The sequence below is a fragment of the Candidatus Pelagibacter sp. HIMB1521 genome, from assembly GCF_052047875.1.
Classification (GTDB): domain Bacteria; phylum Pseudomonadota; class Alphaproteobacteria; order Pelagibacterales; family Pelagibacteraceae; genus Pelagibacter.
The window spans coordinates 38816-57817 of the sequence record NZ_JBNAIZ010000011.1; the positions used below are offsets into that span (position 1 = coordinate 38816).

32 protein-coding genes are annotated in these 19002 nt (G+C 29.0%); 3 read left to right on the plus strand and 29 right to left on the minus strand.

Annotation, left to right across the window (positions count from 1 at the left end):
* Nucleotides 1-3 precede the first annotated feature (3 nt).
* Nucleotides 4-465 (plus strand): RidA family protein, encoded by a 462-nt coding sequence (locus ACTTA5_RS05575; protein WP_440648577.1) that lies wholly within the window; start codon nucleotides 4-6, stop codon nucleotides 463-465.
* Between the two features lies 1 nt (nucleotide 466).
* Here ACTTA5_RS05575 and ACTTA5_RS05580 read toward each other — a convergent pair whose 3' ends face one another.
* On the minus strand, nucleotides 467-1762 hold the full coding sequence (locus ACTTA5_RS05580; RefSeq protein WP_440648579.1) for a UDP-glucose dehydrogenase family protein: 1296 nt from the start codon (nucleotides 1760-1762) through the stop codon (nucleotides 467-469).
* Nucleotides 1759-2574 carry a sugar phosphate nucleotidyltransferase gene (locus ACTTA5_RS05585; protein ID WP_440648581.1) on the minus strand — a complete coding sequence of 272 codons (816 nt, stop codon included), beginning with the start codon at nucleotides 2572-2574 and terminating at the stop codon, nucleotides 1759-1761. Before ACTTA5_RS05585 ends, ACTTA5_RS05580 begins: the two co-directional genes overlap by 4 nt.
* Before the next feature lie 34 nt (nucleotides 2575-2608).
* Between ACTTA5_RS05585 and panC the strand changes: the two genes are divergently transcribed.
* A complete protein-coding gene (gene panC / locus ACTTA5_RS05590) occupies nucleotides 2609-3424 on the plus strand; it encodes a pantoate--beta-alanine ligase (protein WP_440648583.1) in 816 nt (271 codons plus the stop codon).
* On the opposite strand, the gene mgtE is transcribed toward panC, so the two are convergent.
* A complete protein-coding gene (mgtE, locus tag ACTTA5_RS05595) occupies nucleotides 3421-4794 on the minus strand; it encodes a magnesium transporter (RefSeq protein ID WP_440648585.1) in 1374 nt (457 codons plus the stop codon). The two genes, panC and mgtE, sit on opposite strands and share 4 nt — an antisense overlap.
* Before the next feature lie 61 nt (nucleotides 4795-4855).
* On the opposite strand from mgtE, the gene lipB reads away from it, so the two are divergent.
* On the plus strand, nucleotides 4856-5473 hold the full coding sequence (gene lipB / locus ACTTA5_RS05600; RefSeq protein ID WP_440648587.1) for a lipoyl(octanoyl) transferase LipB: 618 nt from the start codon (nucleotides 4856-4858) through the stop codon (nucleotides 5471-5473).
* Here the strand turns inward: lipB and ACTTA5_RS05605 are convergent.
* The 26 genes from ACTTA5_RS05605 to rplC are packed head-to-tail and all read right to left on the minus strand — an operon-like array spanning nucleotide 5451 to nucleotide 19001.
* Nucleotides 5451-6368, minus strand: a complete 918-nt coding sequence (locus tag ACTTA5_RS05605) for an RluA family pseudouridine synthase (RefSeq protein WP_440648589.1) — start codon at nucleotides 6366-6368, stop codon at nucleotides 5451-5453. The two genes, lipB and ACTTA5_RS05605, sit on opposite strands and share 23 nt — an antisense overlap.
* A 10-nt stretch (nucleotides 6369-6378) precedes the next feature.
* A complete protein-coding gene (rplQ, locus tag ACTTA5_RS05610) occupies nucleotides 6379-6822 on the minus strand; it encodes a 50S ribosomal protein L17 (protein ID WP_262589113.1) in 444 nt (147 codons plus the stop codon).
* A complete protein-coding gene (locus tag ACTTA5_RS05615; RefSeq protein WP_440648591.1) occupies nucleotides 6822-7850 on the minus strand; it encodes a DNA-directed RNA polymerase subunit alpha in 1029 nt (342 codons plus the stop codon). The genes rplQ and ACTTA5_RS05615 overlap by 1 nt, the downstream gene beginning before the upstream one ends.
* Nucleotides 7850-8299 carry a 30S ribosomal protein S11 gene (gene rpsK, locus ACTTA5_RS05620; protein WP_075506788.1) on the minus strand — a complete coding sequence of 150 codons (450 nt, stop codon included), beginning with the start codon at nucleotides 8297-8299 and terminating at the stop codon, nucleotides 7850-7852. The genes ACTTA5_RS05615 and rpsK overlap by 1 nt, the downstream gene beginning before the upstream one ends.
* Nucleotides 8300-8301: 2 nt before the next feature.
* Nucleotides 8302-8685, minus strand: coding sequence for a 30S ribosomal protein S13 (gene rpsM, locus ACTTA5_RS05625; RefSeq protein ID WP_075506789.1), 384 nt, complete (start codon nucleotides 8683-8685; stop codon nucleotides 8302-8304).
* Between the two features lie 55 nt (nucleotides 8686-8740).
* Nucleotides 8741-9304, minus strand: a complete 564-nt coding sequence (locus tag ACTTA5_RS05630) for an adenylate kinase (RefSeq protein WP_440648593.1) — start codon at nucleotides 9302-9304, stop codon at nucleotides 8741-8743.
* Nucleotides 9305-10585 (minus strand): preprotein translocase subunit SecY, encoded by a 1281-nt coding sequence (secY, locus tag ACTTA5_RS05635; protein WP_075506791.1) that lies wholly within the window; start codon nucleotides 10583-10585, stop codon nucleotides 9305-9307. It abuts the gene before it with no gap.
* 9 nt (nucleotides 10586-10594) lie between these two features.
* Complete coding sequence (gene rplO / locus ACTTA5_RS05640) at nucleotides 10595-11047, minus strand: 50S ribosomal protein L15 (RefSeq protein ID WP_075506792.1); 453 nt, start codon at nucleotides 11045-11047, stop codon at nucleotides 10595-10597.
* The gene (rpsE, locus tag ACTTA5_RS05645) at nucleotides 11047-11562 is read right to left on the minus strand and encodes a 30S ribosomal protein S5 (protein ID WP_075506793.1); all 516 of its coding nucleotides are present in this window, start codon (nucleotides 11560-11562) and stop codon (nucleotides 11047-11049) included. The genes rplO and rpsE overlap by 1 nt, the downstream gene beginning before the upstream one ends.
* A 2-nt stretch (nucleotides 11563-11564) precedes the next feature.
* Nucleotides 11565-11921, minus strand: coding sequence for a 50S ribosomal protein L18 (gene rplR, locus ACTTA5_RS05650; protein ID WP_440614295.1), 357 nt, complete (start codon nucleotides 11919-11921; stop codon nucleotides 11565-11567).
* The gene (rplF, locus tag ACTTA5_RS05655; protein WP_440648595.1) at nucleotides 11921-12460 is read right to left on the minus strand and encodes a 50S ribosomal protein L6; all 540 of its coding nucleotides are present in this window, start codon (nucleotides 12458-12460) and stop codon (nucleotides 11921-11923) included. The genes rplR and rplF overlap by 1 nt, the downstream gene beginning before the upstream one ends.
* Nucleotides 12460-12855 (minus strand): 30S ribosomal protein S8, encoded by a 396-nt coding sequence (gene rpsH / locus ACTTA5_RS05660; RefSeq protein ID WP_428080012.1) that lies wholly within the window; start codon nucleotides 12853-12855, stop codon nucleotides 12460-12462. Before rpsH ends, rplF begins: the two co-directional genes overlap by 1 nt.
* An 11-nt stretch (nucleotides 12856-12866) precedes the next feature.
* Nucleotides 12867-13172 (minus strand): 30S ribosomal protein S14, encoded by a 306-nt coding sequence (rpsN, locus tag ACTTA5_RS05665; protein WP_075506797.1) that lies wholly within the window; start codon nucleotides 13170-13172, stop codon nucleotides 12867-12869.
* A gap of 2 nt (nucleotides 13173-13174) precedes the next feature.
* Complete coding sequence (gene rplE, locus ACTTA5_RS05670; protein ID WP_440648597.1) at nucleotides 13175-13729, minus strand: 50S ribosomal protein L5; 555 nt, start codon at nucleotides 13727-13729, stop codon at nucleotides 13175-13177.
* Complete coding sequence (rplX, locus tag ACTTA5_RS05675; protein WP_262589105.1) at nucleotides 13729-13974, minus strand: 50S ribosomal protein L24; 246 nt, start codon at nucleotides 13972-13974, stop codon at nucleotides 13729-13731. Before rplX ends, rplE begins: the two co-directional genes overlap by 1 nt.
* A gap of 1 nt (nucleotide 13975) precedes the next feature.
* Nucleotides 13976-14344, minus strand: a complete 369-nt coding sequence (gene rplN / locus ACTTA5_RS05680) for a 50S ribosomal protein L14 (protein WP_008544079.1) — start codon at nucleotides 14342-14344, stop codon at nucleotides 13976-13978.
* Nucleotides 14344-14580 (minus strand): 30S ribosomal protein S17, encoded by a 237-nt coding sequence (gene rpsQ, locus ACTTA5_RS05685; RefSeq protein WP_428080011.1) that lies wholly within the window; start codon nucleotides 14578-14580, stop codon nucleotides 14344-14346. Before rpsQ ends, rplN begins: the two co-directional genes overlap by 1 nt.
* Entirely contained in the window at nucleotides 14573-14764 is a 192-nt protein-coding gene (gene rpmC, locus ACTTA5_RS05690; RefSeq protein WP_075506802.1) for a 50S ribosomal protein L29, read from the minus strand. The genes rpsQ and rpmC overlap by 8 nt, the downstream gene beginning before the upstream one ends.
* Nucleotides 14765-15175 carry a 50S ribosomal protein L16 gene (gene rplP, locus ACTTA5_RS05695; protein ID WP_075506803.1) on the minus strand — a complete coding sequence of 137 codons (411 nt, stop codon included), beginning with the start codon at nucleotides 15173-15175 and terminating at the stop codon, nucleotides 14765-14767. It abuts the gene before it with no gap.
* Nucleotides 15175-15855 carry a 30S ribosomal protein S3 gene (gene rpsC, locus ACTTA5_RS05700; RefSeq protein ID WP_075506804.1) on the minus strand — a complete coding sequence of 227 codons (681 nt, stop codon included), beginning with the start codon at nucleotides 15853-15855 and terminating at the stop codon, nucleotides 15175-15177. Before rpsC ends, rplP begins: the two co-directional genes overlap by 1 nt.
* Complete coding sequence (gene rplV / locus ACTTA5_RS05705; RefSeq protein WP_440648599.1) at nucleotides 15839-16237, minus strand: 50S ribosomal protein L22; 399 nt, start codon at nucleotides 16235-16237, stop codon at nucleotides 15839-15841. The genes rpsC and rplV overlap by 17 nt, the downstream gene beginning before the upstream one ends.
* A 2-nt stretch (nucleotides 16238-16239) precedes the next feature.
* Nucleotides 16240-16530: a 30S ribosomal protein S19 gene (gene rpsS, locus ACTTA5_RS05710; RefSeq protein ID WP_075506806.1), complete on the minus strand. Its 291-nt coding sequence runs from the start codon at nucleotides 16528-16530 to the stop codon at nucleotides 16240-16242.
* Nucleotides 16530-17369: a 50S ribosomal protein L2 gene (gene rplB, locus ACTTA5_RS05715; protein ID WP_075506807.1), complete on the minus strand. Its 840-nt coding sequence runs from the start codon at nucleotides 17367-17369 to the stop codon at nucleotides 16530-16532. Before rplB ends, rpsS begins: the two co-directional genes overlap by 1 nt.
* 3 nt (nucleotides 17370-17372) lie before the next feature.
* Entirely contained in the window at nucleotides 17373-17666 is a 294-nt protein-coding gene (gene rplW, locus ACTTA5_RS05720; RefSeq protein WP_262589101.1) for a 50S ribosomal protein L23, read from the minus strand.
* A 1-nt stretch (nucleotide 17667) separates the two neighbouring features.
* Entirely contained in the window at nucleotides 17668-18291 is a 624-nt protein-coding gene (rplD, locus tag ACTTA5_RS05725; protein ID WP_262589100.1) for a 50S ribosomal protein L4, read from the minus strand.
* Nucleotides 18291-19001 (minus strand): 50S ribosomal protein L3, encoded by a 711-nt coding sequence (gene rplC / locus ACTTA5_RS05730; protein ID WP_440614291.1) that lies wholly within the window; start codon nucleotides 18999-19001, stop codon nucleotides 18291-18293. The genes rplD and rplC overlap by 1 nt, the downstream gene beginning before the upstream one ends.
* Between the last annotated feature and the right edge of the window lies 1 nt (nucleotide 19002).

Genomic DNA, 19002 nt, shown 5'->3' on the forward strand with positions numbered 1-19002 from the left:
TTAATGAATTTTGATAAAAAAATAGAAGAATTAAAAATAGAACTTCCAGAGGCGAAGCCTCCTGTTGGATCTTATGTAGCAACAAAAAAATCTGGAAATTTACTTTTTATTTCTGGTCAAATTTCGATTAATGAAAATGGAGAATTAATTAAGGGAAAAGTTGGAAAAGATTTAAGTACAGAACAAGGTTATGAAGCTGCAAAAAGATGTGGATTAAGTTTAGTTGCTCAAGCAAAAGCTGCTTGTGATGGAGATTTGTCTAAAATAAAATCATGTATCAAATTAACTGGATTTGTTAATTCAACAAATGACTTTACTGAACAACCAAAAGTAATTAATGGAGCTTCAGATTTAATTGCATCAATATTTGGAGATGCTGGCATGCACACAAGAGCTGCGGTAAGTACCAATAGTCTGCCACTTGGTGTTTCTGTAGAAGTTGATGCTATATTTGAATTAAATTAAACTATCTTCCAATACCAAAATATTTTATACCTAGTTTCTCTATTTTAGTTGGTGAGAATATATTTCTCATATCATAAATAATAAGTTTTTTATTCTTAGAAAGTTTTCTAAAATTAATTGATTTAAAATCATTCCATTCTGTATGAATAATTATAATGTCTGAACCAGAAATACAGTTTTGTATTGAATTAGCATATTCAACATTTTTTAGATTGTTGAATTCTTTTTTGGAACCAGTGGGATCATAATATTTAATCTTTGCTCCCTTTTTGGATAGATAAGGAATTATTTTTAAACTTGAGGAGTCTCTCATATCATCAGTGTTTGCTTTAAATGTAACTCCCAAAAATGAAACGTTTTTATTATTAAATTTTTTAATTATTGAATGAAGCCTTTTAAGTAATAAATCTGATCTATTCTGATTAGATTTAATAACACTTTTAATTACAGATAAATTAGATTTAAATTTATCAGCTGTAGATACAATAGCTTTGGTATCTTTTGGAAAACAAGAGCCTCCATATGCAGGACCCGCTCTTAAAAATCTACTTCCTATTCTGTTATCAAGTCCAATTCCTATTGATATGTCTTCAACATCGATACCTGTTTTTTCACATAAATTAGCAATTTCATTTATAAATGTAATTTTAGTTGCTAAAAAAGCATTAGAAGCATATTTAATTAACTCAGCGGCTCGTCTATTTGTAGAAACATATTTTGCACCTTTAGAAATTAATGGAGAATATAAATTTCTTAGTATTTTTTTTGATTTTTCTTCATTTGAACCAACCACAACTCTATCAGGATAAATAAAATCTCTAATTGCCTCACCTTCTCTTAAAAATTCAGGATTAGAAACGACTGAAAACAATTTTTTATTTACTTTTTTTGATATAATATTTTCCAGTTCATCACCTGTTGTAACAGGAACAGTTGACTTTGTTATAATTATTTTAAATTTATTAATTGATTTAGATATTTCTTTTCCAACTGAATAAACTTGAGAAAGGTCAGCACTGTTACTATTTTTTTTAGTTGGTGTTCCTACGCATATAAAAATTATGTCAGATTTTCTTACAGATTCTTTTAAATTTGTTGAAAAATTTAATCTATTATTCTTTAAATTTTTTTTGACTAATTCTTCTAAACCTGGCTCGTAAATTGGTATTTTGCCATTTTTTAAATTATTAATTTTATTATCATCTTTATCTACACAAATAACATCATTACCTAAATCTGAAAAACAAACGCCACTAACCAAACCAACGTAACCAGTACCTATCATACAAAGTTTCATAGTTTTCCTATTTCTTTATTAGAATTAATAAATCCTTGCATTGTGCCACAATCTAAATATTTACCTGAAAAATTATGAGCAATAAATTTTTCACCTTCTTTTATTAAAGTTTGAATAGCATCTGTTATATGTATTTCACCACTATTACCAGGTTTTTGCTTGGCTAATTTATTAAATATGGTTTTAGGAAGAATGTATCTTCCTATTACTGCTTTATTTGAAGGGGCATTTTTAATTGAAGGTTTTTCAACTACATCATCAATAAAATAATCATTTTTGGAAATTTTTTTATTTAAACTATAGATGCCCCATCTTGAAACTGTTTTAGAATTAACTTTCATACTAGCCATTACTGAAGATTTATGTTTATGATGTAGTTTAATCATATCTTTAGAGCAGTTTTTTTTTATTATCAAATCATCTGGTAGCAACATTAAAAAATATTTATCTTTAATATATTTTCTTGTTTTAAATACAGCGTCACCTGTTCCTTTTGGTATATTTTGATATACAAATTTTATTATTTTTTTATATTTTAATATTTTTTTATATTCATCAATTATTCTTGGATCTTTTTTCTTTTTTATAATTTTTTTGTAAAAATTATCACTGTAGAAATAATTTTTTATCATCTTTTTTTTATTTGATATGATGAAAATAACTTCATTAATTCCAGCCTCAATGCATTCATCTAAAATATATTCAATTCCTGGTTTTCCATTTATTGGGAGTAGTTCTTTTGCAAAAACACTTGTTAAAGGTAAAAGTCTAGTTCCTTGACCTGCTAGAGGAATAATTGCTTGTTTAATCATATAAATGTTTTACTTATCTAAATTTCTAATACAAATGAAAATTATATTAAATAATAATTCATTATTAAAAGCTTTAAGGCCATTTAATGATATTGGCTTTGTTCCCACAATGGGGAGTATACATGAGGGTCATTTATCACTTATAGAAAGATCAAATCGAACTTGCAAAAAGACAATAGTAAGTATTTTCGTTAACCCCAAACAATTTAACAATAAAAAAGATTTCAAGAATTATCCTACAAATATTAAAGAGGATATTAAAATTTTAAAAAAAACTAAAAAGGTAGATTTCTTATACATTCCAAAATTCAAAGATATCTACAATCATAATAAAAAATCAAACATAAAAATCGCAAATAAAGACAAAATTTTATGCGCTAAATATAGAAAAGGTCATTTTGAAGGAGTACTAGATGTAATGGGAAGATTAACTAGTTTAGTAAATCCAAAAAAAATATTTATGGGGAAAAAAGATTATCAACAATATTACTTAATAAAAAATTATCTGAAAAATAAATATAAAACTTCTATTATTCCATGCAAAACCATTAGAAATAAAAGCAAAATAGCGTTGTCTTCAAGAAATAATCATTTGGATTTAAATGGAATTAAAAAAGCAAGTTTTTTAAGTAAAAGTCTAATTAAATTAAAAAGGAATTTAGTAAATGGTAAACAAATAAAACAAAATTTAAGAATTCAAATGAAATATTTTGAGAAATTTTTAAAAATTAATATTGAATACTTAGAATTAAGATCAATTAAAAATCTTAAAATATCAAATACTATTAAAGGCTCACGTTTATTTGTTGCTTATTATATTGATAACGTAAGATTGATTGATAATTTTTAGAGAAAGTAAGCCCCAACACCTAAAAATGAGACAAAACCTATAACATCAGTAATGGTGGTAACAAAAACACTTGATGCAATTGCGGGATCAATATTCATTTTTTTTAAAGTAAAAGGAATAAGTATACCAAACAGTCCAGCTATAATCATAGTAAGTACCATTGATATTGAAATGATTATTGAAAGAATACTATCTTGAAACCAAATTTGAACTATTAAAGCACTTATGGCAGCAAATATAATTCCATTTAATATACCAATTGAAAATTCTTTAAAAACATTTGATGAAAAATTATTTTGAGTTAAGTCATTTGTAGCAATTGTTCTGACTGTAACAGCTAATGTTTGCATTCCTGCATTTCCACCCATTGAAGCAACAATTGGCATCAGGAAAGCAAGAACAACCATTTGTTCAATAGTTGCTCCAAACAAGCTAATACACCAAGTTGCTAAAAAGGCTGTAAATAAATTCAATAAAAGCCAATTAAATCTTCTTTTAGTTTTTGTAACAACACCATCGGTAATTTCCTCATCACCTACACCTGCAAGCCTCAATGCATCTTCTTCCGCCTCTTCTTTTAGGACTGTAAGAACATCATCGTTCATAATCATTCCTACCAATTTATTATTTTTATCAATTACGGCTGCTGAATTTAGATTATAATTTTCAAATAGATTAGCCACCTCTTCTTTGTCCATGTCAACAGGAACTAATAGTTGAGACTCTGACATGATACTTGCCATTTTTGTGTCTCTTGGTGAAGTAAGTACTCTTGATGATGGAACTGTTCCAATAGGTTTAAATTCTTCATTAACAATAAAAATTTCCAAAAATTCTTCGGGCAAATCTTTGTTTTCTCTTAAATAGTCAATTGTTTGACCTACAGACCAGTTGCTTGGTATAGCTGTAAACTCACGCTGCATAAGTCTAGCAGCAGTATCTTCTGGATAACTCAAACTTTCTAACAGAGCAAATCTGTCTTTAGGCGGTAATGAGCTTAATATAGTATTCTTGTCATCTTCAGGTACATTTTCTAAAATCGAAATAGCATCATCTGATTCTAAGTTGGTAAGAATAGTTACAATTGAATCTGAAGATAAATATTTAATTATTTCAGTTTGTATAGACTCATTTAATTCTACAAAAACCTCTGCATCAATATTAAAATTATTTAGTTTAATTAAACTTTCTCTATCGCTAATACTTAAGTGTTCAATTATGTCTGCTGCATCAGCAGGGTGCATTTCATTGAATGAGTCATTAATAAATTTTGCATCATTGTCAGCTATTTTAGAGGTAACAACTCTCAAATATTCTTTATTGAATTCAAAATTTACTTTTTTATCTTTAGTTTTTTTAATTAAAGACATAAATGTACCTATAATTTAGTTGTGCACTATTAATACATAATTAAAATATTACAAATTTTAAATGGATATAGAGATCAAAAAGTCAATAAAACCGGTAAATTATTTTGAGGCAATTGATTTATTAGAGTCTAGATTAAAAAATATTACAGCTAATAAAGAAAAAGAATTAATTTGGATTTTAGAGCATCCTGAAATTTTTACTGCAGGTACATCTTATAAAGAAAATGAAATTATTGATAAATCAATTGATCTGCTAAAGACAAACAGAGGTGGAAAAATTACTTATCATGGTCCGGGTCAATTAATTTGTTATTTTGTAATTGATCTAAGAGAAAAAAAAGACATTAGAAAATTTATTACAACTATTGAAAATACAATTATTCAAAGTTTAAAAAAATATAATATTGAAACATTTCCTGATAATGAAAATATTGGAATATGGTATAAAGACAAAAATGAAATTCAAAAAATTGCTGCAATAGGCATTAGAGTAAGAAAATGGATTGCATATCATGGATTTGCAATAAATGTGGATAACAACTTAGAAAATTATAAAAAAATAGTACCTTGTGGAATTTCCGATAAAGGTGTTACAAATTTAAAAAAAATTTCAAAACAAGATTACTCTAACTTGAATAATGAAATTATTGAAAATTTTATTTTAAATTTGAAAATCTAAGTCTTTTTGATTTAAGCAACTTTTTAAAATATTCTGGTAATAAAGCTGAATAAGTATACTTCATATCATTAATTTTAAATTTAATTTGATACGAGTGCAGCATAAGATTTTTATTTATACCTTTGTCTGACTTAGACAGTTTGTATTTCGTGTCACCAAATATAGGATTTCCGATTGCAAAAAGTTGTTTACGTAACTGATGTTTTCTTCCAGTTATTGGTTTTAACTCCAATAAAGATGCTTCAGAATTTTTATCTATTACCTTGAATATAGTTTTTGCTTTTTCTACTAACTTTTTATCTCCATCATATCTTATTAAGTCATCATCCCAAACGCCTGTGTTTTTATTTATTTCTCCTTGGCATATGGCAAGATAAGTTTTATGTACTTTTCTTAATCTAAATAATGACGTTAGTAACTGTGCGCTCTCTCTATTTTTCGCCATTATAAATACACCAGATGTATCTTTGTCTAATCTATGAACAGAATAAGGTTTTGTTCCTTTAAAAATTTCACTCTTAGCAAAAATATCAACTAAGTTTTTTTTAGATTTTGTACCACCCTGTACTGATATTCCAGATGCTTTATTTAATACAACAAAATTATCGTTATCATCAATTATTTGATCTTCGTTTGATTTTATTATTTCTTTAGTTGGTAAAAATTTTATTTTTTTTTGTTCTACCCTTTCTTTAAATTCAATATTAAATATATTTATCTGATCTCCTTTTTTTATTTTGTGAGAACTTTTAACTTTTTTTTTATTAATTTTAATTTTTCCTGTCCTAAGATATTTTTCAATTAAACCTTGAGGTATTTTTCCAATATTTAATCTCATCCATCTATCAATACGCATATCATTACACGTCGAATCAACGATGTATGACTTGTTCATGACTTAAGATTTAAGCTGTAGCTTGTTTATTTTCTTCTGTTTTTGGAGCTTCTTTTGACGTATCTTTTTTCTTCTTATCTACTCTTTTGGCTTCAACATCTCTATCTACAAATTCTATAATTGCCATCGGAGCATTATCACCATATCTAAAACCCGCTTTAATAATTCTAGTATAGCCACCTTTTCTATTTGAATATCTTTTAGAAAGTGTTTTTTTTACTTTATTAGCCGATTTAATATCTTGGAGTTGAGACACGAGCATCTTAGTTGTTTGCAATGTATCTTTTTTACCTAAAGTAATAATTTTATCAGCTTGAGGTCTTAAAAACTTAGCTTTTGGCAATGTAGTTTTAATCTGTTCATATTTTATTAAAGAATTTAACATATTCTTTAACAGGGCTTTTCTATGCTCAGAAGTTCTATTTAACTTTTTGTTGGCTAAGCCGTGTCTCATTAAATTGCTTCCTCTAATTTTTTAGACATTTCTGCAATATTATCTGGTGGCCAGTTAGGTATTTCCATACCTAAATACAGAGACATTCCAGTTAACACTTCTTTAATCTCATTTAAAGATTTTCTACCAAAATTTGGTGTTCTTAACATTTCACCCTCAGATTTTTGAACTAAATCTCCGATATAAATTATGTTGTCGTTTTTTAAACAATTCATTGATCTAACAGATAACTCTAGTTCATCAACTTTTCTTAATAAATTCTTGTTAAACTCAGGTTCAGATGAAACTTCTTTTATTGGAGCTTCAACTGGCTCATCAAAATTAACAAACATTTTCAGCTGGTCTTGAAAAATCCTTGCAGAATACGCTACAGCATCTTCTGCAGAAATTGATCCATTAGTTTCTACTTCCATTGTTAATTTATCATAATCAAGAGCTTTACCTTCTCTTGCTGTGCTAACAGAATAAGAAACTTTTTTTACTGGACTATACAAAGAGTCAATGGCAATTAAACCTAGCGGTGGCTCCTCTGGTTTATTTAGCTCAGCTGGAACATAACCTTTTCCAGTGTTTACATTCATTTCCATGTGAAAAGTAGTGTTTTCATCTAAGTTACAAATTACTAACTCAGGATTTAATATTTCTACATCCGTCACAGGAGCAATGTCTGAAGCTTTTATTTCACCCGGACCTTTTGCGTCTAAAACTAATTTTTTTGTACCTTCAGAATTACATTTTAAAGCTAGTGATTTAACATTTAATACTATGTCCGTTACATCTTCTCTTACACCTTTAATTGATGTAAATTCATGTAGAACACCATCTATTTGTATCGAAGTAACTGCAGCTCCTCTGATTGAAGAAAGCAAAATTCTTCTTAAGGAGTTTCCTAAAGTTAATCCGTAACCTTTTTCTAAAGGCTCAGCTATAATCTTAGCATGTGTTAAGTCATCACTAATTTGAACATCTAATTTAGATGGTTTAATCAAAGATTTCCAATTTTTAACATTAACGTTTTCTACTTCCATTAAACTCTCCTTTTTTTTGGTGGTCTAGTTCCGTTATGAGGCATCGGTGTTGTGTCTTTAATTGACAAAATTTTAAAACCTCTTGCTTGTAAAGCTCTTAATGCTGTTTCTCTTCCTGAACCAGGCCCTTTTACTTCAACAGATAAAGTTTTCATTCCATACTCTAATGCTTTTGATGCTGCGGAGTCCGCTGCTATTTGAGCTGCATAAGGTGTAGATTTTCTTGATCCTTTAAATCCTTTCTGTCCAGCAGATGCCCAGGATATTACATTTCCATTTGTATCAGCAATTGAAATTATTGTGTTATTAAATGTTGACTGCACATAAGCAATTCCATTTAAAATATTCTTTTTAATCTTTTTCTTTTTTGAATAAGAGCTCTTTGCACTTTTTTTAGAAGATTTTTCTACCTTCTGATCTTTATTGTCAGTTTTTTCTGTTTTTGCCATTATTATTTTTTAGTTGGTGTTAATTTCTTCCCTGCAATAGCGATTGCTTTTCCTTTTCTTGTTCTTGCATTACATCTTGTTCTTTGACCTCTTACAGGTAATTTTTTTCTATGTCTTGTTCCTCTGTAACATGCAAGATCTATCAATCTTTTAATACTTAAAGAATAATCTCTTCTAAGATCTCCTTCGACTTTAAAATTTTGATCGATATATTCTCTTATTTTTAAAATTTCATCATCAGTTAACTCATTCACTCTTTTGGCTCTTGGAATTTCTAGAGAAGAACAAATTTGTTGTGAGAATTTATCTCCAATTCCATAAATATATGTCAGTCCAATGTGGACAAGTTTATTTTGTGGAATGTTTATACCTGCGATACGAGCCATAATTTTTGTGATAAATTGTGCCTTTTATATAAGAAGATTAATCAAAGTCAACGTCTTAAACATTTATAAAAGTGTCTATTTTCCTTGTTATTTCGTCTATTTCTAAGCTTCCATCAATTTCCTTAAATTTAGGATTCTCTGAGTAGTAATTAAGCACTGGCTCTGTTGTGTTCATGTATGTATCAAAACGTTTTAGAATAGTACTTGTTTCATCGTCTGATCTATTTTCAATAATTTTTCTTTTCTCTAGTCTTTTTACCACTGTATCTTTATCAACTTTAAGATACAAAATTAAATCTATTTTTTGATTTGATGCCTCGAGTAAGATATCTAAATTTTTAGCTTGGCTCAAAGATCTAGGGTATCCATCAAATATTAATCTATTTTTTTTTTGAGGGTCAGATACTAAATTTTCAATAAGTTTATTTACAATTTCATCACTTACAAATTTACCATTTTTCATGTCATTAGTTATTGTCTTACCAATGTCTGAATTTTTATATATTTCTTCTCTTAAAAGTTCACCAGTTGAGATTTGAAAGGAATTTAATTTCTTTACTAAATATTTAGCTTGAGTACCTTTACCAGCACCAGGCGGTCCAAACAAAACTATATTCACTTACTTTCCAAATTTGGTTTTCTTAATTAATTGTTCGTATTGAGAACTCATTAATCTTGTTTGAATTTGAGTTACAGTATCAATGGCTACAACAACAACAATAAGAATAGATGCACCACCCAAATAAAAAGGAATTGGGTAATTAGCTATTAAAAATTCTGGCATTAAACATACAAGTGTCAAATATAGAGCACCTATTGTAGTAAGTTTAGTTAAAATATTTTCAATATATAATGCTGTACTTTCACCAGGTCTAATTCCTGGTACAAAGCCACCATATTTTCTTAAGTTTTCTGCAGTTTCAGTTGGGTTAAATGTAATTGAAGTATAGAAAAATGTGAAAAATATTATACCAGATGCATATAGCAACATGTACAAAGGCTGACCTTGAGTGAAATAAGAACTTAAATTTAAAAAAGTTTCATTGTTCGAAAAAGAAAAATTAGAAAAAGTAACTGGTAACAATAATAAAGCAGAGGCAAAAATTGCTGGTATTACTCCTGCTTGATTAATTTTCAGTGGCAAATGAGAAGACTCTCCACCGTACATTTTGTTTCCCATTTGTCTTTTAGGATAATTGATAAGAATTTTTCTTAAAGCTCTCTCCATAAAAACAACAAATAAAATAGTTAATATTAAAAGAACAAAAATTGCTAAGATCATGAAAGTTGATACGGCACCTGTTCTACCTAATTCAAAAGTTGTAACTAAAGCTCTAGGTATTTCAGCAACGATACCTGCAAAAATAATTAAAGAAATTCCATTTCCAATTCCTCTTTGAGTGATTTGTTCTCCTAACCACATAAGAAAAATTGTACCAGCAACGATAGTTGTTACTGTTGTAATTTTAAAAAATGCTCCTGGATTAATTACTAAATCGGCAGAAGACTCTAAACCTACCGATAAACCATAACCTTGAACTGTAGCGAGTAGAACTGTTCCATATCTTGTAATTTGAGTAATCTTTGCTCTGCCAGTTTCTCCCTGAGCCTTTAAATTCTTAAAATAATCAGAAACCCCTGTTAACAACTGAACTATAATAGCTGATGATATGTATGGCATTATACCAAGAGCAAAAATTGCCATTCTACTGACGGCACCGCCAGCAAAAACATTGAACATGCCAAGTAACCCTTTTTGATTACCGTCCATCATGATTTTTAATTGTTCTGGGTCAATTCCTGGTAAAGGAACAAACGTACCAAATCTATATACCGCAAGGATTGCTATGGTAAAAATTATTCTATTTCTTAGATCATTTGTTGAAGATGATGCGCTCATTTAAACAAATTATTTTTTTAATTGAATAGATCCACCAATTTTTTCTAGTTTTTCTATTGCTGATTTTGATGCCAAGTCAGCCTCAATATTAATTTTATCTTTTAACTCTCCAGTACCTAATATTTTTAATTTTGTTGAGTTTTTGTTTATTAATTTTAATTTTTTTAGAGATGAAGAATTAAGCACTTCATTTGGATTAATATTTTTTTTATCAATATAAGACTGAATTTTTTCCAAGTTTAAAATTGCAATGTTTTCTCTTGAAATTGGATTAAAACCTCTTTTAGGTAATCTTCTGTATAAAGGCATTTGACCACCTTCAAAACTTTTTATTGCAACACCAGATCTAGATTTTTGACCTTTAACACCTCTCCCAGATGTCTTACCTTTTCCAGAACCAATACCTCTTCCTACTCTAATTTTAGGTTTATTAATTTTCTGTCTTGTATTTAATGTAATCATTATCCTCTTTTTTCAATAATTTCTGATATTTTTTTATTTCTTATTGCTGAAATTTGTTTTGGTGAATTTTGTTTCATTAAAGCTTTCATAGTAGCTCTAATCACATTGTGTGCATTTGATGTGCCCATTGATTTAGCAACAATATCTTTTACACCCAATACCTCGCATACTGCTCTAACTGGACCACCTGCAATAATACCTGTACCTTTTGATGCTGCTCTTAAAACTATTCTACCAGAGCCATCTTTAGCTTTTACATCATGATGAATTGTTCTTCCTTCTCTCAAAGGTATATGTGTTAATTTTCTTCTCGCCATTTCATTAGCTTTTTTAATTGCATCTGGAACTTGTTTTGCTTTCGCGTGTGCTATTCCAATTTTTCCAGCCTGATTCCCTACCACTACAAGAGCTGAAAAACCAAATCTTCTTCCACCTTTTACAACTTTTGTAATTCTGTTGATATGAACTAACTTTTCTAAAATATCGTCTGTTTTTTTGTCTTTGTTATTTTCCATAATTAAAATTCCATCCCATTTTCTCTTAACGTGTCTGCAAATGCTTTAATTCTACCATGATATTTATAAGATCCTCTATCAAAATAAATTTTTGTAATATTTTTTTCCTGAGCTTTTTTTGCAAGCTTTTGGGCAACTAATTTTGAAAGCTCTGTTTTGTTAATTTTATCAGATGATTTTACATCTTTCTCAATGGATGAAGCTGATAACAAAGTTACTTTTTTTGTATCATCAATGATTTGAGCTGAAATATTTTTGGCAGATCTTGAAATACTTAATCTAAATCTATCTTTTGGAGCAACTTTTTTTACTTTGTTGCTAACTCTAAATCTTTTTCTAATACTAGTGTTTAGTTTCATTATTTTTTCTTACCTTCTTTTTTAAGAACATATTGGCCTTTTTCTCTAACACCTTTACCCTTATATGGCTCAATTTTTCTAAATGTTTTAATTTTTGATGCAACTTCACCAACTAATTGTTTGTCAGATCCAGTGATCTTAAGTGTAGTTTGTTTTTCTACAGCAATTTTAATTCCTTCGGGAATGTCAAAATCAATATCATGACTGTAGCCTAATTGTAAATTTAGCTGATTTCCTTTTAATGCCGCTCTATATCCAACACCTACAAGCTCTAACACTTTTTCGTAGCCAGTACTCGAGCCAATCACGGCATTATTAATTAAACTTCTGTTCATACCCCAAAGTCTTTTTGAATTTTGGTCAATTTTTTTTGGTTTAATTGAAATCTCTTTTCCTTCTTTGATATTCAAATTAAACATATCTAAATCAATATTTATTGATTTCTTTCCTAGTGGCCCTTCTATATTTATAATGTTGCCAGCTAAAGCAACTTTAACCTTTTCTGGGATTGATATATTTATTTTTCCAATTTTAGACATTAAAATACCTTACAAATAATTTCACCACCAACACGTTGTTTTCTGGCGTCAATATCAGTCATTACACCTTTTGGTGTAGAAACTATTGCAATACCTAGACCGTTATTAATTTTAGGTAAACCTTCAGCACTAGAAAAAATTCTTCTTCCTGGTTTAGAAACTCTTTCAAATGCACTAATTACTGGGTTACCAGAATGATATTTAAGTTCTAAAGACAATGTTGGTTTATTATCCTCTGAACTAATTTTAAAATCTTTTATAAAACCTTCATTTTTTAGTATATCTGCAATTTTTGATTTAAAGTTTGATGATGGCAGATCTACTTTTTTATGATTTCTTGCTTGAGCGTTCTTAACTCTAGCTATCATATCTCCTATTGGGTCACTTAAACTCATAATTTTCCTTCCTACCAGCTCGACTTAACTAAGCCAGGTATTTTTCCTTGTAAACCTAATTGTCGAAGAGCAATTCTTGATATTTTCAATTTTCTATAAACACCATGTGGTCTACCTGTTATCTCACATCTATTCATCACTCTTGTTTTAGCTGAATTTCTTGGCAATTTTGATAATTTCTGCTGCGCCTTAAATCTTTCCTCTAATGGAAGTTTTTTATCCATTATTATTTTTTTTAAATTTTGTCTTTTCTTGAACATCTTGTCTGAAAGTTTAATTCTTTTTTTGTTTTTATTTACAGCACTAAGTTTAGCCATTTTTAATTGTCTCCTTTTTTAATAAACGGAAAATTCATTTTTTCTAACAATGCAAAGCTGTGCTCTTTGTTAATAGCTTTTATAACAATAACGATATCTAAGCCTCTAACTTTATCAGCTCTATCAAAACTAACTTCTGGAAAAATGATGTGTTCCTTTATGCCAAAAGTATAATTTCCGTATTTATCAAAACCTTTTGGCGACAATCCTCTAAAATCTTTAATTCTAGGAAGAGCAATATTTACTAATCTATCTAAAAATTCATACATTTTATTTTTTCTTAAAGTTACTTTTAAGCCTGCATTAGATCCTTTTCTTGTCTTAAAATTAGCTACAGATTTTTTGAATTTTGTAGTTACAGGTTTTTGGCCTGTTATCTTAGCCATATCCTCTTCACACGATTTAAGAATTTTAGAGTCTGAACCATCTAAACCAAGACCCATATTTAAAACAATTTTTTCAATTCTTGGCGCCATGTAAATATTTTTGAAGCCAAATTGGTCTTTTAAAGCTGGTTGTATTTCTTTATTAAAAATTTCTTTTAATCTTGGAGTCATTATTTCTTAGCCTCTTTTTTCTTTTCTGCTTTTTCATCTATTAATTTTAAATTTGATAAATGAATAAAACCTTCTTTTGAAAAAATACCACCTTTTTTCTCTTTTGTTGTTTTAACGTGTTTTTTAACCATATTAATTTCTTTTACTTTGGCTCTATTATTTGCTCTGTCGATTTCGATAACTTCACCCTCTTTTTTTTTGTCTTTTCCAGTTAGCACTCTTACTTTTAGACCTTTTTTAATCATCTTATAAAACCTCCGGCGCTAGTGAAATTATTTTCATTTGCCCTCTACTTCTTAATTCTCTAGTAACTGGGCCAAATATTCTAGTACCAACTGGTTCACCCTTATCGTCAACTAATACTGCTGCATTATTGTCAAATTTTACTTTTGATCCATCGTTTCTATGAATTCCTTTTTTAACTCTTACTACTACAGCTTTATGAACGGTTCCTTTCTTTACTTTGCCCTTAGGGATAGCCTCTTTCACAGCAATTACAATTGTATCTCCAATGCTGGCATATCTTCTCTTAGATCCACCCAATACTTTGATGCACTCTATTCTTTTTGCACCAGTGTTGTCAGCAACTTGTAATTCTGTTTGTACACCAATCATTATTTATTATTCTCCATAACTTGAAATTTTTTATTTTTTGAAAATGGTTTGCTTTCAATAATTGAAACTTTATCACCTGTTTTAAATGTATTATTTTCATCATGAGCATTGTAATTTTTTCTGACTCTAATGACTTTTTTCAATACAGGGTGTGAATATTTTCTCTCTACCATAACTGTAATTGTTTTATTAGGTTTGTCGCTTATCACCACTCCTGTTAATATTTTTTTAGGCATTTGATTTTCCTTTTAAAATTGTTTTCAATCTTGCAATTGTTTTTCTTGTTTCTCCAATTTTTGCAGGATTAGTTATTTGAGAATTCATTTTTTGAAATCGAAAATTAAATAAGTCTTTTTTAAGCTTATCAATATTTTTGATAACTTCATCTTTGCTTAATTTTTTAATCTCTTGTTTTTTCATTTATGCAAATCTCTTTATTGTCTTTGTTTTTATTGGTAACTTTGCTGAAGCTTTGTAAAGTGCCTCTTTAGCAATTTGTTCAGAAACACCATCAACTTCAAATAAAATTCTTCCAGGTTTTACTCTACAAGCAAAATATTCTGGTGATCCTTTTCCTTTACCCATTCTAACTTCTATTGGTTTTTTAGAAACTGGAATATTTGGAAAAACTCTTGTCCATACTCTTCCTTGTCTTTTCATATGTCTAGTTAAAGCAACCCTAGCAGCTTCAATTTGTTTTCCAGTAACTCTTTCAGGCTGTAATGCTTTCAAGGCATATGCGCCGTAATTAATAGTACTTGCTCTAGTAGCATTACCATGAATTCTTCCTTTGTGAGCTTTTCTCCATTTAGTTCTTACTGGCTGAAGCATTATTGTTTACCTTCCTTTGGAGTGACTTTGTTTGTTTCTTGGCTAAATTCTCTTGCAAAAACTTCACCTTTATAGATCCAAACCTTAATTCCAATAATTCCATATGTTGTAAGAGCTTCCGCTTCTGCATAATCTATATCTGCTCTTAAAGTGTGTGATGGTATACTACCATCTCTTAACCATTCAGTTCTAGCGATCTCATTACCACCTAATCTTCCACTTACTGAAACTTTAATCCCTTTTGCACCTAGTCTAATACATGATTGCATAGCTCTTTTCATGGCTCTTCTGTATGAAATTCTTTTTACTAACTGTTGCGCAATGTTTTCAGCAACTAAATATGCATTTGTTTCAGGTTTTTTAACCTCTTTGATATTTAAGTTGACTTCATTTGTCGTAAATTTTGATAAGTTATTTTTAATTTTATCAATATCACTACCTTTTTTACCAATTACAAATCCAGGTCTAGATGTGTAAATTGTAACGTAACATTTGTTTGATGTTCTCTCTATCATCACTTTAGATACACCTGAATTAATTACATTCTTCTTGATGTATTCTCTTATTTTAAAATCTTCAATTAGATAGTTGCCGAAATCTTTTTTCTTAGCATACCAAACAGAGTCCCAACCTCTGTTTACACCTAATCTAAAACCTACAGGATTAACCTTTTGTCCCATGTTTCTCCATTTGTTTTGCCTCTGATAAAATTATAGTTACTGTTGACCAAGGTTTTAAAATTGGTGCCGCTCTACCTTTTGCTCTTGGTCTAAATCTTTTCATAACAATTTTTTTTCCACAATAAGCTTCTTTGACAATTAAATTGTCAATATCATATTGAAAGTTATTTTCAGCGTTTGCAACAGCTGAGCTAATTGTCTTTCTAATATCTCTTGTAACTCTTTTTTCTGAAAACTGCAGGTCTCTAATAACTACATCAACCTTTTTACCAACAATACTTTTTAAAATTGGATTAATCTTTCTTACACTTGATCTAATTCCATTGTTTATAGACTTTACAGTCTTATCGTTGTTTTTATCAATTTTCTTTTTCTTACCCATAATTATTTTTTCTCTGCTGGTTTAGCTTTCTTATCAGCTGGTGTGTGTCCAAAGAAAGTTCTTGTTGGCGCAAACTCTCCTAATTTATGACCAACCATATCCTCTGATACTGTTATTGGAATAAATTTTTTACCATTATAAATTTGAAAAGCTACCCCTACAAAATCTGGAAGAATAGTAGATTTTCTAGACCAAGTTTTAATTGGAATTTTCTTCGGATCATCTTTGTACTTGTCTACTTTTTTCATCAAGCTTTCTTCAACAAATGGTCCTTTCCATACAGCTCTAGCCATTACTTAGTATCCTTCCTTTTATTTCTTCTCTTAACTATAAATTTATCTGTTCTCTTATTATCTCTGGTTTTTAAACCTTTAGCTGATTGTCCTGTTGGAGACACTGGATGCCTTCCTCCTGCTGACTTACCTTCACCACCTCCATGTGGGTGATCAACTGGATTTTTAACAACACCTCTAGTATGAGGTCTTCTTCCTAACCATCTTGATCTACCAGCTTTACCAATTTTAATATTTTTTTGATCAGGATTACTTAAAATTCCAATAGTAGCTAAAGCTCTAGAGTCTATTTTACGTACTTCACCTGACGCTAATTTAATTAAACTATAATTTCCATCTAATCCACTAATTGTAACTGAAGAACCAGCGGCTCTAGCTATTTTACCTCCACCACCTGGTTGAATTTCAACGTTATGAATATTGATACCAACAGGTATATCTTGTAACGGCATGCAATTTCCAATTTTAATTTCTTTTTTCGATCCACTCTCAATCTTATCTCCGACTTTAATTTTTTGAGGAGCTAAAAAATACGAATGTGTTCCATCTTCAAATTTAACCAACATTATGTAGCAAGATCTATTCGGATCATATTCTATTCTTTCAACAGTAGCCTCCATGTCAAATTTTTTTCTATAAAAATCAACATGTCTATACATTTTCTTATGACCACCTGCTCTGTTAATTGAAGTGATGTGTCCATTATTATTTCTGCCCTTCATAGCATTTTTTGGAGAAACAAGAGTTTTAAAAGGTTTGCCTTTCCATAGACCTGTTCTATCTACTAAAATAGTACCTCTGGTAGATTTTGTGTATGGTTTAAAAGTTTTTAATGCCATTTCTTAAATTCCTGTTGTTAGATCAATGCTTTGACCTTTTTTTAGAGTTATAATTGCTTTTTTGTATCCTGAAACTTTCACTTTTTTACCTCTAGTGAGTTTAGTTCTATTTTGTTTATTGATAATGTTAATTTTAGTGACATTAACTTTAAAAATTTTTTCAATATTTTTTTTTAGGTTTTTTTTATTAGCACCATCAGGAACCTTAAAAGTAATTTTATTCAATTCTGATAGGTTTGTTGATTTCTCAGTAACAACTGGAAAAAGAATTTTGTCGTATAAATGAATTTTATCCATATTAAGAATACCTTTTCTCCAATTCTTTTACTGAACTTTCAGTAAAAACTACTTTCTTAAATTTTATAATATCGTAAGCACTAAAATGATTTACGTCAGTAACTTTTACGTTTGGAATATTTCTTACAGATTTTTCTATCTTATCTTTAGAATTTTTATCAAGTATAATTAATGAATTAGAAATCTCTAGTTTATTAATTATTGAATTCATTTCTTTTGTTTTTTTAATTTCAGAATTAAAATCATTTAAAATTAACAAGTTCTTATTATTATTTTTTTCAGTAATTAAAGAAGCAACACTTTGTTTCTTTTCATTTTTATTTAACTTTCTTTTTTTGTAAGCTAATTCACCTTTTGGACCATGAGCTATACCACCACCAACAAAAATAGGAGCTTTTCTACTAGCGTGTCTTGCTCCTCCAGTTCCTTTTTGTGCATAAATTTTTGATGTTGGACCTTTTACTTCATTTTGTTGTTTGGTTTTAGCGTGTCTACCTTTGTAGTTGGCATTTGTTTTATATAAAACACTAGCAACTAACTTTTGATTAATTTTTGCAGAAAATATTTTATCTAAGACTTCAATAGTATCTTTTTTTCCATCTATGCTAATTTTATCTAATTTCATTATTTTTTCTTTTTATCTGGTGTTTTTTTTGCTTCCTCAGCAGCAGCTTGCTTTTCACTGATTGTCATTTTGTTTATATTTTTTACTGATTTTTTAACCATCACTTCAGCATTTTTTGATCCTGGAATGGATCCCTTTAAATAAAGTAACTCATTTTCTAAATCTGTTTTTATTATTTCGATATTTTGCATTGTTCTTAACTTATCACCCATATGACCAGCCATTTTTTTTCCTTTAAAAACTTTACCTGGATCTTGACTATGTCCTGTTGAACCATGAGCTCTATGAGAAATAGAAACACCGTGGCTAGCTCTTAAGCCTCCAAAATTATGTCTCTTCATTGCACCAGCAAAACCTTTACCAATCGTTTTTGATCTTGTGTCTACAAATTTTATATCTTTGAAAATTTCTAAACCAAATTCATTTCCTTCTTTGTAAGCAGAAGTATCGTTTACTCTAAATTCTTTTAATTTTTTCTTAGCTTCAGTGTTTTTCTTTGCAAAAACACCTTTCATTGCTTTTGTTAATTTTGAATTTTTAATTTTTCCATATCCAAGTTGAACAGCTTTGTAACCTCTTTTTTCTTCTTCAATTACTTGAATAACTCTAGCTTTTTCAACTTTAAGAACTGTAACAGGCACCAACTGACCAGATTTATAAAATTCTCTAGTCATGCCAATTTTCTTACCTAATAAAGCTATCTCGCTCATA

Bases quoted from the DNA above. Each gene is read 5' to 3' on its own strand.
- rpsN (WP_075506797.1), bottom strand. From the start codon at position 13,172: ATGGCTAAACTTAGTGCTGTAAATAAAAACAAAAAAAGAATTAAACTT.
- rpsQ (WP_428080011.1), bottom strand. From the start codon at position 14,580: ATGCCTAAAAAAATATTAACAGGAGTGGTGATAAGCGACAAACCTAAT.
- rplD (WP_262589100.1), bottom strand. From the start codon at position 18,291: ATGAAATTAGATAAAATTAGCATAGATGGAAAAAAAGATACTATTGAA.
- rplW (WP_262589101.1), bottom strand. From the start codon at position 17,666: ATGGATAAAATTCATTTATACGACAAAATTCTTTTTCCAGTTGTTACT.
- lipB (WP_440648587.1), top strand. From the start codon at position 4,856: ATGGATATAGAGATCAAAAAGTCAATAAAACCGGTAAATTATTTTGAG.
- ACTTA5_RS05580 (WP_440648579.1), bottom strand. From the start codon at position 1,762: ATGAAACTTTGTATGATAGGTACTGGTTACGTTGGTTTGGTTAGTGGC.
- ACTTA5_RS05605 (WP_440648589.1), bottom strand. From the start codon at position 6,368: ATGAACAAGTCATACATCGTTGATTCGACGTGTAATGATATGCGTATT.
- rpsM (WP_075506789.1), bottom strand. From the start codon at position 8,685: ATGGCTCGTATCGCAGGTATAAACATTCCACAAAATAAACTTGTCCAC.
- ACTTA5_RS05575 (WP_440648577.1), top strand. From the start codon at position 4: ATGAATTTTGATAAAAAAATAGAAGAATTAAAAATAGAACTTCCAGAG.
- rpmC (WP_075506802.1), bottom strand. From the start codon at position 14,764: ATGAAAAAACAAGAGATTAAAAAATTAAGCAAAGATGAAGTTATCAAA.
- rplR (WP_440614295.1), bottom strand. From the start codon at position 11,921: ATGAAACTAAACACTAGTATTAGAAAAAGATTTAGAGTTAGCAACAAA.
- rpsH (WP_428080012.1), bottom strand. From the start codon at position 12,855: ATGAGTTTAAGTGACCCAATAGGAGATATGATAGCTAGAGTTAAGAAC.
- mgtE (WP_440648585.1), bottom strand. From the start codon at position 4,794: ATGTCTTTAATTAAAAAAACTAAAGATAAAAAAGTAAATTTTGAATTC.
- rplF (WP_440648595.1), bottom strand. From the start codon at position 12,460: ATGTCTAAAATTGGAAAAATAAATATATCAATCCCAGAAAAGGTTAAA.
- ACTTA5_RS05585 (WP_440648581.1), bottom strand. From the start codon at position 2,574: ATGATTAAACAAGCAATTATTCCTCTAGCAGGTCAAGGAACTAGACTT.
- rplP (WP_075506803.1), bottom strand. From the start codon at position 15,175: ATGCTTCAGCCAGTAAGAACTAAATGGAGAAAAGCTCACAAAGGAAGA.
- panC (WP_440648583.1), top strand. From the start codon at position 2,609: ATGAAAATTATATTAAATAATAATTCATTATTAAAAGCTTTAAGGCCA.
- rplN (WP_008544079.1), bottom strand. From the start codon at position 14,344: ATGATTGGTGTACAAACAGAATTACAAGTTGCTGACAACACTGGTGCA.
- rplC (WP_440614291.1), bottom strand. From the start codon at position 19,001: ATGAGCGAGATAGCTTTATTAGGTAAGAAAATTGGCATGACTAGAGAA.
- rplV (WP_440648599.1), bottom strand. From the start codon at position 16,237: ATGGGTAAGAAAAAGAAAATTGATAAAAACAACGATAAGACTGTAAAG.
- rplO (WP_075506792.1), bottom strand. From the start codon at position 11,047: ATGATTACATTAAATACAAGACAGAAAATTAATAAACCTAAAATTAGA.
- rplE (WP_440648597.1), bottom strand. From the start codon at position 13,729: ATGACTCCAAGATTAAAAGAAATTTTTAATAAAGAAATACAACCAGCT.
- ACTTA5_RS05615 (WP_440648591.1), bottom strand. From the start codon at position 7,850: ATGGAAGTAGAAAACGTTAATGTTAAAAATTGGAAATCTTTGATTAAA.
- rplB (WP_075506807.1), bottom strand. From the start codon at position 17,369: ATGGCATTAAAAACTTTTAAACCATACACAAAATCTACCAGAGGTACT.
- secY (WP_075506791.1), bottom strand. From the start codon at position 10,585: ATGAGCGCATCATCTTCAACAAATGATCTAAGAAATAGAATAATTTTT.
- rplX (WP_262589105.1), bottom strand. From the start codon at position 13,974: ATGATTAAAAAAGGTCTAAAAGTAAGAGTGCTAACTGGAAAAGACAAA.
- rpsK (WP_075506788.1), bottom strand. From the start codon at position 8,299: ATGGCAAAAACAGAAAAAACTGACAATAAAGATCAGAAGGTAGAAAAA.
- rpsS (WP_075506806.1), bottom strand. From the start codon at position 16,530: ATGGCTAGAGCTGTATGGAAAGGACCATTTGTTGAAGAAAGCTTGATG.
- rpsC (WP_075506804.1), bottom strand. From the start codon at position 15,855: ATGGGACAAAAGGTTAATCCTGTAGGTTTTAGATTAGGTGTAAACAGA.
- rpsE (WP_075506793.1), bottom strand. From the start codon at position 11,562: ATGGAAAATAACAAAGACAAAAAAACAGACGATATTTTAGAAAAGTTA.
- rplQ (WP_262589113.1), bottom strand. From the start codon at position 6,822: ATGAGACACGGCTTAGCCAACAAAAAGTTAAATAGAACTTCTGAGCAT.